Consider the following 18305-nt stretch of genomic DNA (forward strand, 5'->3'; position numbering starts at 1 on the left):
GGAAAAACTTGGTTGTCAGCATCAGGGGCTGTAACAACCGCTCCAATGGCGGTCTGATCAAATGTTGCTAAAGGACGCGATTTTTTACATTGATTAACCCTATTGACCTTAAATTATTGTCAAATACACAGAGTTATTCTTTATTTTGAGCTTTTCTTAATTCTGTAATGGGGACACCACCAATACCCCAATTGTCTGTCTCCACTTCATCAATCACGACAACAGTCGTTTTCGGATTTTTATTCAGAATATTAACTAATAATTGAGTTGCCCCTTCTATTAGTTGCCGTTTCTGTTCAGAGGTAACCCCTTCATTAGTAATTTTAATATTTATGTAAGGCATAAGATCTCCATAATTTACAAATATTGAATAAAAAAACTCAAATAAATGAACGCAAAAAGATTAAATATTAATACATAATAATTATGCATTTTAAAGCTCGTATCCACCGGTGAAATATGCAGGCTACTGGAAGCAAAAATAGCATTTATTGATACAGGAGAAAGGAGTTGAGCGGCAATAAAGAAGCAAATCCAAACCAAATAATCCGTAACCCCATAAGCCATCGATGACCCTAGTAAGGGAAATGCCAAACTAAATAGCACCATAGGGTGAATTCCTACTACACTGAAAATTGGCAATACAAAGAGAATACAGGCATAACGCTGCCAAACAGAGAGTGATGCCAATGAGTGACTAAACGTCACCGGCAACAAAGGAATAAGCAAATCACAAGTAGATATTAGCAGACTACAACCTAGCAACAACATAATTTCACTGGATATACTGCGTATCACTGCCACCAAAGGAGTCAAAAAATCAATACTGCGTGAACTCCCACGCTCAATGAGGTATAGAATGCTCGCCGTCAATGCAATGCTTTCTAGTGCATTCAACCTAATAACTGTCAACGCAACGATAAATATTAGCCAGAAAAATATCAAAAAAATCCAAATTCTTACTCTCTCTCCTTCTTTATTCGCTCTTCTCTCATCGCAAATAATCGGGTTAGCTAGCGGTACAACAGGAGAAAGGCACAACAACAACAGACTGAATAGAAAAAGTGGTATCCCCAAAGCAGCGGATGTGAATATTGGTGTTCTAGGCATAGCAGCGAAAACTGTTGCTGCACCGATGCTGGTCGGCATTAGTACCATCGTGATGCTCATCATTCGCATCACAATAGCGGCCAAATGGCGAGAGGGAAAAACACTTTTTTTCAAGGCATCAATCATTAGGGGGATAACCCCCAAACTCATCGGCCAAGCTAAAAACGCAGTCAGTATCGCGATGGACAGGGTAAGCGAACCCTTTCCATAGCGCATCAACCGTTCAGAGAGAAATTCTGAAATACGCCATGTATTCATCACATGGCGCAACAATCCCATTGCGAGTAATAGCCAAAAGACATCAGTAAAACGCACAAGCACAGTATGAACATCAGGCAAGTGCCAACGCCATATCAGCACTAAAGCACAAGCCAACAGGATGAACACACCACTGCGTGCATTCCCCTTCAACCACCAGTATGGTATCGTCAAAAGCAAATAACCGAAAACAGTCACTCCAGCCAATGGAATAAGAAACCAAGTTCTTATTGAGATAGACATAAGAAAAATGAATAGCATCAGCATCGCCATTATAACGGATACGGAGGACATGCGTATCAGGAAGCTTTTTACATCATCAATGTACATTAATTGTTGAATCTTTGACTGAGTAGCGATTAAGAAGCTGCTCGTACATGTCAGTGACACAGCGCCCTGCATCCCGCAGTGCACGAGAATTAACTAAAGGCCTAGGCAAAATATATGTATAAAAATTGGGCCCCTCTACTGGATTACCGACCACCCATAATGTATTTTGTATTTGCCCTTTAGTGTCTATAGGATGCTGCCGACGGTCAATATCAATACCACCAGGATGATATCCTTGGTTGATAAATGGTCGAATGATGCCCTGACCAGCCAAATTCTGGATAAAAGGGGACTCATCACGCAACGGAGAAAAACTATCAATCTTGGCCTTGATCAGCACATCTCCATCAACTGAACTGTTTTCATCTTGGAAAACAGACTGAATTTCGAAACGGCTGGTACTAGCATTGAGAACAAGTTTAGGTGAAGGTCCACCAGCCAAAGTCACGATACCAGCCTCCATCAGAGCCTTCAACTCTTGGTTTCGCTGCATTGGTGGACCGACAGAAATACGGTTGAAGTTTGGATTAAAATATTCAATAAAGTACTTGTGAGATGAAGACGTTAACCCGCAAAAATCAATTGCTGAACGTAAGATATCACGGACATCTCGTAGCACATCTGTAGCAGCTTTCACTGGGCCATCAACATTACCTTCAGCGGAAGAATGAAGATCGTCCTTCAAATGCTCCATGAAGAATCTTGTATAATCATTCAGAGAGGCGAATATTTTATTTCGATGAGGATACAGCAACGCTTGAATACACTGCTCGTCTTTGGAAGTAACAACATAGGTTTCAGGGTCTAGCCAGTGCCCCAGCTGCGTACTTCGATAGACATAACACATTTCTTTAAGCAACAGAGGTAAAAGCTGCGTTTCGAAATCCAGCTTCGGAGAACCGTTAGCAATGCTGGATTGCTTACGCAGATGATGTATTGCATCGAGAGTAAGGAATGATGGTATGTATTGCCCACTACCACCCTTTTGATTAATCCCGCGACTACTAAAAGGCAATGTTTGACGGGAGAATAAAGCTATCTTCGGTTCTGTGCCGCTTGGCATGTAGCGCAATTGTCCAGCATTTTCAGTAAAAGTCCCACCGCGACCGTAAGTCAATTGCGACAAGACATCATAGCTAGTTAATCCAATTCCCTGCAGCAGCACACGAGACTGAGATTGTATAGAGTCCAACTTTTCAATTGGATAAGGATTCGAATAATAGTTCAAAAGCGCGTTTTTCATTTGGTGAGCAGCGACAAACTGTTGCAGGCTTTCATCATGCGATGAATATATATTCTTACCGTGACCCGTGGTCATATAAACAAAATCTACACTATAATGACAGCCATCTTCCAAAAGAACATCCGTTTTATTATCTTGGTGGATATGGAGATTGATAACCTTTTGTCGGATCTCCTTAATACGAATACCGGAAGGTAAATCTTGCGTGAGCTCTTGGTAAGCCCAAGACAGGTATTCCCCTAACAAACGACGTGATAAATAATCATTTTCTTTGATTTCTCTCCCAACATTATGCTCTGTACGAGAAAAAACACCGTTAATATTACGATAACCTTGTTGAATAGCCCATTGATAGAAATTCGGTCCTTTACGAATAGGCCCGACACCCTTAACTGTATCATCACCAAATAAAGTAATCTGGCAAGCGACAGTGTTAACCAATAAATGATCCGGTTGATGCACACTATGGGTACCGGTCCCCATCTCATTGGGATCAATCAATAAAATATCAATGTTCCCAGAAAATGGATAATGGGAATAAAGCGTGAGCAAGCGTTCGAGAATACTGACCCACGAGGACCAACGCCCAAAATAGCGACTGTAGAGTGAAGCATTCTGTAATCTCTCCTATTAGAATAATTTGACTTTCACAAAATATTTCAAAAAGAATGGAATAAATTCTCTCGACTTTTTAGTGAAGATTGCGGATTTATGAAACGCCAACAACCTTTTTACAAAGACAATATTGACAGATTCCAGCAGCGGCAAAAAGCGCTACAGCACCACAGATAACGGAAAGCGCAATGGCATATGAACCAGACTGTAAAAAACTCGTCAAGAGAGGTCCTAATATTTGGCCAAAACCGTAAGTTAAGGTAGCCAAGCCTAGCAGATTTATACCATACGGCGCATATAAACGCTTAGCTAACGGCATAACTAGAGAGGTCGTCCCCATAAAAGTAAATCCAAACCCTATACAACTGAGAACGATCAGTACAAGAGACTGACTGAATAATGTCAGTAATACGCATCCTCCTTGGATAAGCAAATTGAGCATCAGACAACGTAATACCCCCCACCGATGGGCTCCCCATAACCAAATGAAACAACTAGGAACAATGGCAATTCCGACAAACGACCATAAGTGGTTAGCAAGTCAGTGGGAAATTAAATGTTTTCGCCATCAGAGGAAGATATGTCGCGACAATAATATAACCAAACCCAGCGAGCCCATAAATCAGAGCGAGTTCCCACCAAACGATATTTTCGTGTGCCAATGACTCGTTAATAGCAAATTGAGATGCATCAACACGACGTGGAAATAAAATAAATAACACGAGCAACAATATAACAGATATTAAACCAGCTCCAAACCAAATACTTTGCGCGTTCAGTGATTTACTCAAACCAATAATAACATACTCATTACCCAGTAGAATACCAACTCCCACACCCGCATAGAGCGAAGCAATAACCCACACCTTGTGACTATGCTGCATAACCGTCATAGAACCAAAAATCATCATTGCCGCACTCGCGATACCGGCAGCAAAGCGGATAAAGAAGACCAAGTAAAAGTTTGGTGTCAACGCCATGGCAAAAATAAGTGCACTCGTCACTATAGCTGCACCAAATAGCATGTAGGGAGCACGGGATATATTCCCAACTCTGCAAAACGAAAAAAACATACTCCCAATTAAATAACCGCCATAATTAGCGCTAGCTATATAAGAAAGTTGCTTAAAGGTAAACAATCCTTCATCCAACATAACTGGAAATACCGGCGTATAGAAAAATCGCCCGATCCCCATCCCCAAAATCATAATAATCATACCGAATACAGCGACTTTGAAATAACTCAAATCTTGACGATTATTTTTCCCCCCCATTACTCTAATCCCTTAACTAATAATTCGCTCATCCGCATTCTATCTCATCGAGAGTAACACTTATCTCAGAGAATAAAAGCCAATCTAGCCATTTGTTTGAACAACCAGAGGAACATATTGAGCGATTATTGTCAACATTACTGGATCAGTTATATGCATTTCTTCGTTTTACACTCTGCTCCATGTATGATCTTCTCCCTACAAAGCTTCTTTTTCAGAAAATAATGGCTGAAATTAAGCAGCAATAACAACGAGGAAATCAATAAGCACGCCCCCGTTCAAACAAGACAATATCCCCTAAAGCTCTGCTTCATCAGGTATGACTAAAATACCCTCACAAGGTTGCGTTATGTTCACATGGTGAACACCCTCAACCATCAAGCGGCTTAGTATCCAACTTAAAGAGAGATCAAGGACAAGCTTTTGCGCACGCGCCCATTCTGCTCTTAAATTCTGCTCTGCTCTTTCCAAAACAAAGGAACCTTCATCCGGTAACAACCAAAAATCAATAGTATTGAAGGGTATAAAGGCTACTTTTAATATAGCTTTGTTTTTTATCAGCAGCAGTAAAAAGTTTGTTTTTTTATAAAAATTGAAATTTATTCATTTTTTATCGTATATTTTATGTTATCTTCTTTAAATTAATTAAAAGATCATAGAATATTAAACTGATAGGATGCATTTTTCTCAAGCGGCATTTTTAGAGAAATGTTGATTTAATCAGTGAAGACAAGCAATGAGCAAAGTTATAATTTGAAAAGACAGTATATAATGTTTTATGATCAATGATCTAAATTAGAGACATGAATTGGGGGAGTTTGATCTTTCTTACAGCACAGTAGCTCAAAAAAACAGTAGATGAAGTTTAAAATTCACCATCATCCATCATAAGATGAAAGCTTTCATCCCAAGTTTGATTTTTTTAAACTATTTTCTTGTTCTTTCTGTAATATCTAAAGAATATCTTCAAGCACTCATAAGCACTCTTTTAGGGTATCATTTCCATGATCAAAGTAATGGTTATCGAGCTTCCATTCAAGATACTGTTTTGCAAAAGGAAATCGTCATTTCAGGATACGGAGGGATTTATGTATTTAGTCACAATGTATCATGCACCCTTCCTCTTATATCAGAAATTTAATTCTTAATCGTAATGACGTGATTAAAAAGCACCTTGCGAGACAATCTTTTTAATAAATAAAGTAAAGATGAATTCTGAAAAAAACTTTTTTAGACGTAAAGTGATACGGAGAAACAGTCAGAAAGAAAGGGGGGGATTACAAATGTTGATGACTATAAAAAAAGATATCAAAAAATTACCAAAAACCGATTTATGGATCATTTGTGCTATTTCAGCTGATCAGCAAAGAGAATGGATCAGTAAATGGTGTATAAAAAATAAACACACTTCTATAAGTCCTAATTATGTCAATGATCTTGCCGTCCTAGGGTCATTTTACAGATCTAGACAAAATGATTACTACGGAAGCAACAGCCCCACAAGCAACTCCCCTCCAAAGATGACAATCTCATTTATGAGGCTTATGTTGCTCCTCATAATCACTTTAAAGTTGCATCATTTGCTCTCATTAATACGCTTTGAAATCTCATATAGACTAAGGGACCTTTTAAATTTTGGGATGGTTATGGAAGCCTTCTTTCCACTAATCCCTGAATGGGGATATGAAACCGCTACCTTTTCACAGAAAAATATTCTTTTCAATGAAAATTCTTATTGTACAATCTATGGAACAACACAATGAACAGAGCACGCACCCTTGCTCTCACCTATGGCTCCTATAATGCTGTCCGCATGCTGATCGGCGTTTACCATGCGATTTTTTTAATGTCCATGGGAGTGAGTCTGGCGCAATTAGCTCTGCTTCAGGTTGTCTTTTCCACCACCATCCTGCTGCTTGATTTTCCCTGTGCTGTTTTATCTGACAGATATCGGCGTAAATATTCCGTTATGGCTGGGGTCTTTATGACAGGAGTATTTTATCTTCTATGCCTTCAAGCTCCCAATATGACAGCACTTATTATTGCGCAAATTCTCTATGCAGCAGGCATTTGCATCATTGTCAGCGCCATTGACGGATGGATTTACCATTCTCTAGGCGATAAACAGGATCACTTTTCGCATTATGCTCATCTCTACCACCAGGTTAACTCTTTTGGAAGTATTCTCAGTGGGATTGTAGGAATTGGAACGATCTATTACTCTGGACGATATTTTATGGGATATATCATCTCATGCCTCATGATGGGATTTATTTTTTTGATCTTCCTTATTGTTCCTGAAGAAAAGAAAACGACAACTGAAACGTCCAAAACAAAAACAATCTTGCACAATGCCAAGGAAACGCTCTGGATATTTCAAAATACAGTAGGAGGAGCATGGTTTATTTTCCTCATGTGCCTTTTTAGCGCTGGTATTCAGATTATTTATCATTTCTGGCAACCGATAATACTTTCAGGGGGAAAAATTCATCACCTCAACGGTTCGCAAATGCTCGTCTTGATGTGCTGCCATATTGGAGCCTTTTCAGCACAATATTTTTCAAATTTGCTGATGTCTAAGTATCATGTTCTTGATAAAAAATATAAGAATTCTATAAAATATTTTTCCTTCTTTTCTGCGCTGATGTGCATAGCGCTCTATTTTTCAGTTCATAGCCATCAAACGGCTGCATCAGTCATCGCCTTCTCTTTAATCCATGGATTTATTTGCACTGTACCGATCGGCGCAAAAAGCTTATTTTTCTCAGAACTTAACCAAAAACAAACGCAGCATATTTCCGGTGTTGTTGGTGCTGTCTCTTTTAGCGGAAGAATATTTTCAATTACAGTATTGAGTATTATTTCTTTTCTTCCTGCAAAAGTTTCTCCATCTTACTACCTAATATTACCGACCATTACTTTTTTCATGTGTGGTTTGGTTGTCATGAGATGGATGAAACACTCTCAAAAGTCTCTATGAGAGGAAAACCATAACATTTCACCCACAATGTTTTCTTCTACAAGAAATCTATAACTTTTTTGAGAGCATTGCCACATCCAACTTTCAATATACAATGCCAATATAAAGCAACACGTTGATTTATAATGATAATATACCAAACGCGAATATTGTAAGATTCTTTCTTTTCAAATCTGCTTTATGGTTGAAACAATCAAAATCATTTGCTTGCACATCATAAGCAAAGAAAGCCGTATAAATAAAAACGATTTAGAAAGGAAAAATGCCTTTTATGAACTCTCATAGTCAAAATCTATAACAACAGGAAGGCAGATATATAAGCAGATATATAATATGCCTCTTTGCATCTTCATAAGTATACAAATGATGTGGCTTTATAAGGCTTTATATGTCTCACAGAAACTTTTGTGTTTTATACCATTTACGAGGCAGCGTCGCAAAATGGGCTTACACACATTGCAAAGATATCTCTTTAAAACAAGCGCATAAATCGGCAACACAAGTATATTTGTGTTTAGAACATGCTTTTTATATGAGAGGCATAATCCCAACGGGATAAACAGAATTCCGATACACAGTCAACTGCTTTTATAACAATAGATGGCGGAGAGGAAGAGATTCGAACTCTCGAGAGCCTTTTGAGCCCTACTCCCTTAGCAGGGGAGCGCCTTCGACCACTCGGCCACCTCTCCAACAGAGAGGCATAAATGGTATCAACAGAAAGTTCAAGACATTTTCGATTTTTTTCCCAAATATCTGAATTTTTTTTCCTTTATTGATCCCATAAGGAGCAAAAGTTAATAAAACAAAAATTGTGTCTTTTTTACCACAGCATCTCGAATAGTACATGTATATATTACAAAAAGGTAATTTCATATTTGAAACTCTAAAAAGATTAGTTATAGCTAAGATAACAAGTGCTGCGTATTTACTTATGTCTTTGTCCTTAATGCGTTAGGCAAATGGTACTCTTTAGAAGAAATTTAACCGGACCTCGGAGATCCCATATGAATATTAAATCCCTCTTTTTAAGCTCTACAGCAGCTTTTTTAGCAATTTCTGGAGCACATGCTGCTTCAACAGTTATCGCCGAACCCGAACCTGTAGAATATATTCGCGTTTGTGATGCCTATGGAAAAGGATATTTTTATATCCCTGGAACAGAAACCTGCATGCGTTTATCAGGAAATGTTCGTACTGATTTTATAGGCGGTGATAATATCGATGCAACAACCGAAACTGAACTAAGAAACAAAAGAAAAACCTATGGCGCAGCATCACGGCTCACCCTTGTTTTTCAAGCAGCTTCTGAAACAGAAATGGGAACACTTCGTTCATATGCAAGAATTTATTCAAACTGGGGTGATGGTAGAGACAACGCTGCTGCAAAGCTTGCCGCGGCTTACATTGAACTGGGTGGTTTTCGCGTAGGTCTTGATGACACAATTTTCAACAGCTGGACTGGTGATTATGGAAATGTTCTCAATGATGACAGCATAGCACCTGCTGGCACAACACGCACCAATTTTATTTCCTACACCTTTAGTGGTGACTCCGGCTTTTCTGCTATTATCGGCGCTGAATTAGGCAATAATGCAGATTCTCTTCCAGGAATAACAGGATACTACATTGATAAAGATGATAAGCTTGTTTCTATCACTGAGGGCACTCTTCCAAGTAAAGCAATTAAAAATTACACCCCGAATGTGGTTTTGGGTATAAAGTTCATGCAAAAATGGGGTGGTTTTTCAGCAGTTGCAGCATATGATGCTTACTACAAAAAGTGGGCTGGAAAAGTACGTGCAGATTTCAATGTCAACGATCGTTTCAATCTATGGGTAATGGCTGGCTATAAAAATGGACTTGATTACTACACAGTAAATGCAAATGATGAGTTATCACGAAAAAGCACAACAATTTATGCAAACTGGGGTGGTAAATGGGCTGCTTGGGCGGGTGCCACTTACAAGCTTACTCCAAAAGCAAATTTGAATGCTCAAGTTTCTTATAGTGCTGTAAAAACCTTTGCAACTTCTGTAAATATTACATACACGCTGGTTCCAGGATTTGTGATTACACCTGAATTAACCTATGTTTCTTGGAACGATGATCGCGTTGTGACGGATAAAAATAATGATGAAAAACATTTATTCAATAAGAAAAGTGCTTTTCAAGGTATGATCCGTTTACAGCGTTCATTCTAATCCTATTTAAGCTACAGCTTTTAAAAACTGGCAACATGGTTTGCCAGTTTTTATTTTTGAAATCAAATATCATGAATATCTTTTCCTGATACGTATTGTCTTGTCTCTCGAAAAAAAACCGACTTAGTTTCATAAAACTACTCTTAGAAGATTAACCTGATATGTTTGATAAGAGCACCTCACACGGGCTTTTACACATCACTTCAAACACAATCTCTTCCTTGCCCTTTAAAGCATGAATAACCCCCTTTGCTTTATGAGCAAATTGGTCTTTCTTGGTAATTTACTTCTAACCTTTGTTAATTTAGGTCATGATCTTCTCAAATAAATTCTACACTGAACAGATAAAATATTGAAAAAACAAGATATCATTGTGTTTTTGATATGCCTGAATGTGTCTTCTATCAACACTCTAAAACACAACGTTTTATAACACTGCTTCATTAAAAAACTTAATCATTAAGAAACATGCTGTCAAAACGATGCAAACATCCCCTAAAGCAATAAAAGAGAAAAGAGATATATCTTCAAAAAAATGAATTGACCTCTTCCCCTTCTAAAGAATAGCCCCCCTATCAGTAGCAATCTGTAAATGCCCCTATTTTTCTTGAATCTGCATCACTTTGATTTATAATCATAATTTATAATTTTGCATGTTTCAATCAACCAAAACCTTTCACTTGTACACGACAAGCGGAGAGAGCCGTGTGAATAAAAACGAGTAAAGAAAACCCTTTTATGTATCGTTTTCAGTTCCAAGGGTTGTCGTAACATTGAGATCTAACAAAATGTACGATAGTGCTAGGCACTTTTATTAAGCATAAAAATGAGGATACACTTCATAGAGGATTTTAGATTATATTCTCTATGAACGTCGCTATAAAATATGTGTTGTGATACACACTAAAAGACATTTCTTTAAAACAAGCATGGAAATATACAATACAAATCCATTTTATTTGAAGCGTTTTACCCTGCGTAAGGAACATGTCATCATATACACAACATCTTGGCTTTATGCGTTTTTAAAGGAAGAAAAATATAAGACAAAGAAACAATAAAATTTAATCTCTGCAAATCATAGAGCTTTCAGAGTTATGTTTCCATAAAACGCCTTATACCCTACAGGGGATTTTTTACACGATTAATGCCCTTTTTACATAAAGCCAATTGGCAAAAAGCCGCCTTTCCTGATAATAAAAAGGCTTACACGTAATCATAAGCCATATTTTCAATTAAAACGCATTGAATTCACGGAAAATACTTATCAACCAATGCATAAAGAATTGCTGCTGTTTCAACATCTAGAATCCCATCATAATTTTCTTGACGAAAATGAAGTTGAAATGCTCGGATCAAATCTTTGTATCCTGTTTGGGTACACGCAGCAGAAATGTCATATCCATAACATTTTAGCTTCGCCAAAACATCTTCTTTGGGTGGCAAATTCTTAGAGAATTGCTCTTGATAATGACTTTTTAGTTCATCATCATACCATGCTCCTATACCTGCGCTATAAAGTTCTCTCCATGGAAAAGCTGCTCCTGGATCACTTTTTCTTCCAATGGCAATATCACTATGTCCCACCACATCAGTTGGCATAATATCGGGATACCGTTGAAAAATATTCAAGGCAAGTTCCTTAACAGCATCAATTTGTATTGGATTATAAGGAGGAAACATACCCGTCCCATCATGATAAGTCGCTAAATTAACGATTTCAATCCCGATAGATGCATCATTGAGATGACTATGCCCAGCCCATGAACTCACACCCGCATGCCATGCACGCTCATTTTCATCAACCAGATTAAAAATACGCATATCCTTAAAGCCTGCCTCACGATATGTCTGCTCTGAAGGATCAGGAACAAGATAGTGTGCACTAACCTTTTCTCCTGTAAGCGCCATAATCGAGGCTTTAAAATCAATAGCCGTATAATGCATAACGAGAAAATGAACGCGACGACTAAAACTCTTGACAGAACGATAACTGTTGTAATCAATCTGATACATAAAAGCCCTTTCTTTTTTGCTTAAAAAACCACTGCGCATCACAACAGATAGAATACGAACTGTTAAAAAATGCAATAAACTTCCCATCTAGATACTAAGAATTACGACTAAAATTTGTTCATCAAAAATATTGACATTCTTATCAACAATTAAGACCACATTTTTATTTTTCTCCCACACACGCATAAAATGTTTTTAACCACATTAAATATTTTCCCCAAAAAAATTCCTACAAATTACCAATCAAAAAGAAAACAAAAGCGTAAAATGATCACTCCTTAAATCTTCACATCTTACAAAAAAAATAGTTCTTCCTGTTATCAAATTGAAAAATATCGCCCCTCGGAAGTGAACACCCAACGATCATGCAATCACACAAAAACTTAAAGGAAAAATTTTATGAGCTCTTTACAGCAATTTATTATCAGATAACAGAACGGCACATGTTCGCAATAAACTCTTCACGGACATATTGTTCAATAAAATTTGCAAAGCTTTCCTGTAAATGACACGACTTCTTGTCTTTTCACACCATCGCTTTTTGATTTTCAGAAGAATCTCAATTATCTACAACGCTTGCGGTACATGACGTCTCTGGATTCCTTGTCATAGGCTCCATGAAAGATAACATCTTGATTTATAATCATAATTAATCATTATAAATATTGGATATAGCGAGCCTAATATCGTAAAGTTTTTCTTAATCTTGAATCAATCAAAGTCATTTAATGACACATCAAAAGAAAAATTACCCTATAGACAAAAACCACTGAAGAAAAGGATCAAAGTACTTCTTATAATAGAACGTTCAATAATTTAGGCAATATTTTACATCCCCATAGAGGTTCATTTTTTCTTCTCCATTTTCAAATATCTTTTTAAGACAGCCCAGGCTGCATATTCTTGTAAGACGACACCTAAAAGTGGTCGCGTATAGGGAAAAGTAATATAATCCTCACCATAACCTTTCATCCGTATAGTTATGGTAGCATGTCCAAGGCTTTCTGCTTGATTTTCTAATGTCTCCAAAGAAGGCTCTAGGCTCACTTCAACCTCAAGCAGAGGAATATCTTGTTTACCTTTTTCTATGGGCTGAAAATATTTTAAAAGCAGCGGATCATTGCCCAACCAATGAACCTCTGCATGCATCGCTAATTGTTTACAAGCAGTAGTAACTTCTGCCCCAACTAAATAGGGGTGAAAATGATTTTCAAATGCTTCCACGAAATGTTGTTCCAAGAGCGCTTCTGATTGAGCAACCAGTTGCACCAAAACATAGGGGCTTTTCCATAAAAAATGCCGTTCAAAGGGTTCATTTTCAAGATGATCATCAACCCACTGCGCAATAGTACTTTCATCAATTCCAATCAAAGTCCATGCATACTCCGCACGCGATACAGAAAAATATTTCTTCTCGTTGTGTTCTAAATAATTCTCTAAAAGCGCAAGAGCCTGTGATGGTGGACCAGGCAAAACAACAAGTGTACTTCCATCGCAAGAGAGATAAAACCCTGGTACTGTGCCTGTAGGATTATCAAGCACAGTTGCTGTCTCAGGAAACAATGCTTGACGTGCATTACTCTTATCCACCAAAATCCCTAATCGTTGTAATTGACCTTTTATTGTTTGCCAAACATCTTCATGATGTACCAAAGGCTGCTTTACAGCTTGAGCAACTCCATCGCGTGTTTTATCATCTGATGTTGGTCCCAATCCCCCACTGATAATGATAAGATCTTCTTGTCCAAGACAAGAAACAACAGTCTCACTGATTTGCTGTAATTGATCAGCACAAACAAAATGACGTGTAACTTGAATATTTCTCTTGTTCAAGCTTTGGCTTAAATCTTGTAAGTTTGTATTCAAATATTGTCCTGAAAGGAGTTCATCACCAATAGTAATAATGGCAGCACGATGAACAAAGACAGAATTCATAAGAGAATTGCGAACAGCTTCAGCCATTTGACGGGTAGAGGCTATACCTCCAAGATCATAGGTAACGGTTTTTCCAGCACGAATAACCTGATCAACACTCTCAGACAGTTGTTTTGCTGCATCTTTAAAGCCTAAGTGCTCTAAGAGTAAAGCCGTGGTATAAAGCATCGCAGAAGGATTGGCTTTATTTTGTCCAGCAATACGTGGTGCGCTTCCATGAACAGGTTCAAAACAAGCAATCTCGCTCCCCACATTCACATGAGATGCAAACCCCAATCCCCCCATTATCCCAGAGCCAAGATCAGAGAGAATATTGCCAAACATATTTTCAGCAACAATCACACCAAACCGCTCTGGCTTGGTTGCAATCCACAAAGCAACCGCATCAACATTATGAATATCTGCTTCAATTTCCGGATAGTTTTGCGCAATCTTCTCAAAAATTTCCTGAGCAAACTGTCCACTTTCTCGCATAACATTGGGCTTATCAGCAAAAGTAACTCGCCTAAAGCTATATTTCCTTGCATAAGAAAAAGCGTATTCAAATAACCGCTCTAAACCAAAGCGTGTCTGCAAACGGACTGTCCACGCTGCTTCCTCAAGCCCATATTTTGTCAAATTTGGATGTTTTAGCCAAACGGCTGTTTCAGGAGAAATACCCCGAAAATCCAATCCAGCATAAAGGCCTTCACTATTTTCTCTGATAACACAAAAATGAAAAGGTTTTCTCGGACCAAAGATGTATCTTACAGGACGTATATTCGCAAACAAACCTAACTTTTGGCGAAGTTGAAGTGCGGGAGAAACATAGGCAAGGTTTTTCTCTTTAAAATGCGGAGCAAGTTCTTTTAAAGCCGCCTCTTTTCCTTTACGGGTCACAGCACCAAGTAAAATAGCATCACTCTGAGTAATTTTTTGCCAAGTCGCTTGAGGGATAGGATCTCCTTCCCGTTTCCAACATTCAACACCAATATCACCATAAGTTAATTCAATCGGCAATTGGAATTGCTCTAAAACCATCAGCGCAGCATCACAAACCTCTGGTCCTATCCCATCACCAGGTAATACAAGAACTTTCTTTTTCATAGTCCCTCCATCCACTCATCAATGACTGCATCCGTCATAGTAGGATTATCCTCCCACAAACGCGTACCAGCACCAGAGATAATCTTATATTCATGGTTCAGATTATGACTTTTCGTCTGATTATTTACCGTTGCAAGTTGCGACTTTTCTCCCACTAAAGCTAAAAACTTCCCCTTATACTTAACTAACTCATCTCTAGCATCCATCATCAATAAGAGTTTAAAGCCTCTTGTCATGCGTTCAATTGCCACGCTTTTTTGTTCATCAGGAATCTCCAATAAGGCTCTTTTTTTCATAACGCCAGAAGGATGCATAAAACCATTGAGTATTTCCAAAGCCCCCGATAAATCATTATTTTCTAAGGAGGCAAGAATATCTCCAAGGCGCCGTTGCAAAACCTTATCTGGATAGCCAGGCGCATTCACAGCAAGCACAGCTTGAACATTGGGAAGCTGTACTGCCAATATTTGTACCAATGTTCCAGCCATAGAAAATCCCACAAGCACTGCGGGCTCTTTAAAATAGCTTTTAAGTTTTTCTGCCATAAAAGATAAAATGTCTACAGCAGAATAATTGAGAACATGAGAACCCTTAGGAAAAAGAGAAAGCGTATCCAGCAGAGTGACAGGGAATCCTTTTGTTGAACATAGCTTTGTCAATGGAGAACAAAAAACACCACCATCCCAAATTGGCATTACAGGAGAAAGAATAATAATAGGAAGGCTCATTGATCAATTCCTCCCCTTATTTTAAACATGCATTAGAGCCAGAACTTTTCCCACCCAATATAATGAAAATATGTTGAAACTCTAGGCTCATATTCTCCCCCCATAATAATCGATTTGTTAAACTCAAACTAAGCTTGTAACAAATTTTAAACCCACTCAATCCAGCAACTTAATAAAAAAATTCATCTAATGTACAGGTGCCCCATTTGTGTAAAACATCAAAAGCATTTCCGCATAATGCTTTCTTTTTATCATTTACTCAGCTTATTTCTGAAGTCATAAAATGACGCGCTTTTTGAATATAAATGATAAAACCAATCATACAACACACAGCTAACAAAGTTGCCATAGCCCGTGGGCTATGACCAGAGATTTTTCCGATAACCGCTGCACTGAGTGCCGCACTTCCTAATTGCAAAGATCCCATAACACCAGAAGCCGCTCCCGCAGCTTTCGGATGCGATGAAATAGCCAACGCTGTTCCTAACGGCAATAAAAAACCATTTCCAAAAGTAAGAACAGCAATAGCCATAAAACTTGTCACAAGGGGCCATGGGCTTAGATACATTTGCAAAGCAAACAGCACACCACCTATCACAAAAATAATGTACCCTCTCCCCACAGTTTTTTCCATAGACTCGCGTTCAAAAAACCATCGCGCCAAAAGATTTCCCAAAATATAGGGAAACGAGACACCAATATAGCTATAACTAATGTGTATCGGCGATAACCCCAAAGTCGTGAGTAAAAAAGGCGACTCCACAATATAAGCAAAATAGGCAGCGTAAGAAAAACACGGAATAAGTGCATAAAAAATAAATTGTTTATTTCTGAAAACGCCTAAATATGCCTTCATTAATCCTACAGGAGAAAAATGCTGCCGTTTTTGAGGGGGTAGAGTTTCGCTTAGCACAAAACAACATAGCAAAATGGTCAAAAATATAAAAAAGCTTAAAAAGATAAAAGTTGCCTGCCAATGAAAAGCTTGTATCAAAAGTCCACCAATGAAAGGTGCAAGCGCTGGTGACATTCCAATAAAAGGGAAAACAATCAAATAAAGTTTTCCAGCCGCTTTTTTATCCAACAAATCATTGATAATTGCACGACTTAAGACAAGTCCCGCACAAGCACCAAGACCTTGCAAAAAACGTAACACAAGAAAAGCGTGAATATGAACCGTATAAATCACACCAAGTGTCGTAAATAACCACAAGAATAAGCCCAATAGAAGTGTTTTTTTACGCCCAAAATTATCACTCAGCGGCCCATAAATGAGCTGTCCAAGTGCCAATGCCAACAAAAAAACCGCCACTGCACTTTGAATTTGAGATTGTGTCACTTGATAATATTGACGCATATCGCCCAGTGCCGGTAAAAAAATATCGGTAGAAATCAGCCCTCCCGTCGATAAACATACGATAAGTATAATGAATAGCAAGTTATATTTATGAGTCATAAAGAAAATCACACTTTTTAGGTAGTTATTAAATAGTATTTAATTAAATATAATTATATTTTATGCTTATATATGCAAATAATAATTATTAAAAGTGTTATTATTTTACTTTATAAAAATATTATTTTTCTTATAGAAAGCATTTTATTTTACAAACTTCACGAGCTAAAAAGTTATTCCCTAACTAAGCTCTCCTGTACAAATACTTTGCCGTAATCTTCCGCTGCTTTTTTCATTGATATTATAAGCAAAAGCATAATCTCTCTCTCCACGGCAACAGTCCCACTTTCTATACAATATCCATCAAAGTTGATCGACAAAACGCAAAGCAGAAAAACAATCTCTAACGTCTCTACCCCAAAATCACTATGGTATAAACACGGCGCATAACACAACAATAGCTTGAAACCCCTATCAACACAAATAATTGTGTAAAAAATCTTGATCTATCCCCTATACCATAAAATATAATGCTTTCTCTGCAAACCAACTCACAACCAAATATATCTTACTCATTTCATAAAACTCTTCATCTAAGATAAATATCAAAAAATTATCGTGTAACATATTAACAAATATGATGTCATAACAATTCAATAAGCTTTTTATTTAACTTAATCCATGATCTTTTATAACACTATGAATTGAACATTACTGATATTTATTTTTATCTTCAAATGCGCCTTCTAATCTCATTTTATAAATATTCTTCCCATAAAAACAGTAACACTTTTATAAAAATAAGCAGATATACCCCCTACTTTATAAGCTAGAAACCAATAAACGATAGTATCCAGTTTTTTTAAATTATTCTCTCTCATGAGAAATTCTATGATAATATGATAATAGTATACGGATAGACCGCCTTTTTTCAGACATAAGTGAGGTCTTTTGGATTGTATAGCCACATTTTACTTCTCATAACAAACATTTGTTTAAAGTATTTTCCTATTCCTTTTTGGCGCATATCTATTCACTTTTGGAACATAATTAGCAAAAAGGCATTGTATCTCCAGCATATTCAAGGAGATAAAACATGGAAACTCGCATTCCTGAAAACACACCATTCG

Annotated in this window: 12 protein-coding genes, 1 tRNA gene and 1 pseudogene; 3 read left to right on the plus strand and 11 right to left on the minus strand. The window is 37.6% G+C overall.

Annotated features, from left to right (window positions below):
• Positions 1-133: 133 nt before the first annotated feature.
• The 6 genes and pseudogenes from ACFINS_RS08535 to ACFINS_RS08560 form a co-directional block, all read right to left on the minus strand.
• A complete protein-coding gene (locus ACFINS_RS08535) occupies positions 134-343 on the minus strand; it encodes a 2-hydroxymuconate tautomerase family protein (protein WP_375607418.1) in 210 nt (69 codons plus the stop codon).
• Between the two features lie 14 nt (positions 344-357).
• Positions 358-1641, minus strand: a complete 1284-nt coding sequence (locus ACFINS_RS08540) for a hypothetical protein (RefSeq protein WP_375706090.1) — start codon at positions 1639-1641, stop codon at positions 358-360.
• 46 nt (positions 1642-1687) lie between these two features.
• Complete coding sequence (locus tag ACFINS_RS08545; protein ID WP_375706091.1) at positions 1688-3493, minus strand: FAD/NAD(P)-binding protein; 1806 nt, start codon at positions 3491-3493, stop codon at positions 1688-1690.
• A gap of 157 nt (positions 3494-3650) precedes the next feature.
• Positions 3651-4067: a YbfB/YjiJ family MFS transporter gene (locus tag ACFINS_RS08550; protein ID WP_375682018.1), complete on the minus strand. Its 417-nt coding sequence runs from the start codon at positions 4065-4067 to the stop codon at positions 3651-3653.
• 22 nt (positions 4068-4089) lie between these two features.
• Positions 4090-4830 carry a YbfB/YjiJ family MFS transporter gene (locus ACFINS_RS08555; protein WP_375612475.1) on the minus strand — a complete coding sequence of 247 codons (741 nt, stop codon included), beginning with the start codon at positions 4828-4830 and terminating at the stop codon, positions 4090-4092.
• Positions 4831-5089: 259 nt separating this feature from the next.
• Positions 5090-5337, minus strand: a pseudogene (locus ACFINS_RS08560) (baseplate assembly protein); the annotation flags it as partial.
• A gap of 776 nt (positions 5338-6113) precedes the next feature.
• On the opposite strand from ACFINS_RS08560, the gene ACFINS_RS08565 reads away from it, so the two are divergent.
• Both ACFINS_RS08565 and ACFINS_RS08570 read left to right on the plus strand, forming a co-directional pair.
• Positions 6114-6593 (plus strand): hypothetical protein, encoded by a 480-nt coding sequence (locus ACFINS_RS08565; RefSeq protein WP_375681503.1) that lies wholly within the window; start codon positions 6114-6116, stop codon positions 6591-6593.
• A complete protein-coding gene (locus ACFINS_RS08570; protein WP_375706092.1) occupies positions 6590-7810 on the plus strand; it encodes an MFS transporter in 1221 nt (406 codons plus the stop codon). Before ACFINS_RS08565 ends, ACFINS_RS08570 begins: the two co-directional genes overlap by 4 nt.
• 601 nt (positions 7811-8411) lie before the next feature.
• Here the strand turns inward: ACFINS_RS08570 and ACFINS_RS08575 are convergent.
• Positions 8412-8502, minus strand: a tRNA-Ser gene (locus ACFINS_RS08575).
• A gap of 315 nt (positions 8503-8817) precedes the next feature.
• Between ACFINS_RS08575 and ACFINS_RS08580 the strand changes: the two genes are divergently transcribed.
• Positions 8818-10014 (plus strand): porin, encoded by a 1197-nt coding sequence (locus tag ACFINS_RS08580; protein ID WP_375612473.1) that lies wholly within the window; start codon positions 8818-8820, stop codon positions 10012-10014.
• A gap of 1251 nt (positions 10015-11265) precedes the next feature.
• On the opposite strand, the gene ACFINS_RS08585 is transcribed toward ACFINS_RS08580, so the two are convergent.
• From ACFINS_RS08585 to ACFINS_RS08600, 4 genes are all read right to left on the minus strand, one after another.
• Positions 11266-12030, minus strand: coding sequence for an N-acetylmuramoyl-L-alanine amidase (locus ACFINS_RS08585; protein ID WP_375612480.1), 765 nt, complete (start codon positions 12028-12030; stop codon positions 11266-11268).
• An 846-nt stretch (positions 12031-12876) separates the two neighbouring features.
• Complete coding sequence (locus tag ACFINS_RS08590; RefSeq protein WP_375706093.1) at positions 12877-15051, minus strand: isocitrate/isopropylmalate family dehydrogenase; 2175 nt, start codon at positions 15049-15051, stop codon at positions 12877-12879.
• Positions 15048-15779, minus strand: coding sequence for an alpha/beta fold hydrolase (locus tag ACFINS_RS08595; RefSeq protein ID WP_375706094.1), 732 nt, complete (start codon positions 15777-15779; stop codon positions 15048-15050). The genes ACFINS_RS08590 and ACFINS_RS08595 overlap by 4 nt, the downstream gene beginning before the upstream one ends.
• A 259-nt stretch (positions 15780-16038) precedes the next feature.
• Entirely contained in the window at positions 16039-17235 is a 1197-nt protein-coding gene (locus tag ACFINS_RS08600) for a multidrug effflux MFS transporter (protein WP_375621720.1), read from the minus strand.
• Positions 17236-18305: the final 1070 nt, after the last annotated feature.

The sequence above is a fragment of the Bartonella sp. AA2SXKL genome, assembly GCF_042197205.1.
Classification (GTDB): domain Bacteria; phylum Pseudomonadota; class Alphaproteobacteria; order Rhizobiales; family Rhizobiaceae; genus Bartonella.

Excerpts from the sequence above, each read along its gene's own strand:
- ACFINS_RS08535 (WP_375607418.1), bottom strand. The coding sequence starts at position 343 with ATGCCTTACATAAATATTAAAATTACTAATGAAGGGGTTACCTCTGAA.
- ACFINS_RS08540 (WP_375706090.1), bottom strand. The coding sequence starts at position 1,641 with ATGGCGATGCTGATGCTATTCATTTTTCTTATGTCTATCTCAATAAGA.
- ACFINS_RS08555 (WP_375612475.1), bottom strand. The coding sequence starts at position 4,830 with ATGGGGGGGAAAAATAATCGTCAAGATTTGAGTTATTTCAAAGTCGCT.
- ACFINS_RS08565 (WP_375681503.1), top strand. The coding sequence starts at position 6,114 with ATGTTGATGACTATAAAAAAAGATATCAAAAAATTACCAAAAACCGAT.
- ACFINS_RS08570 (WP_375706092.1), top strand. The coding sequence starts at position 6,590 with ATGAACAGAGCACGCACCCTTGCTCTCACCTATGGCTCCTATAATGCT.
- ACFINS_RS08580 (WP_375612473.1), top strand. The coding sequence starts at position 8,818 with ATGAATATTAAATCCCTCTTTTTAAGCTCTACAGCAGCTTTTTTAGCA.
- ACFINS_RS08585 (WP_375612480.1), bottom strand. The coding sequence starts at position 12,030 with ATGTATCAGATTGATTACAACAGTTATCGTTCTGTCAAGAGTTTTAGT.
- ACFINS_RS08590 (WP_375706093.1), bottom strand. The coding sequence starts at position 15,051 with ATGAAAAAGAAAGTTCTTGTATTACCTGGTGATGGGATAGGACCAGAG.
- ACFINS_RS08595 (WP_375706094.1), bottom strand. The coding sequence starts at position 15,779 with ATGAGCCTTCCTATTATTATTCTTTCTCCTGTAATGCCAATTTGGGAT.
- ACFINS_RS08600 (WP_375621720.1), bottom strand. The coding sequence starts at position 17,235 with ATGACTCATAAATATAACTTGCTATTCATTATACTTATCGTATGTTTA.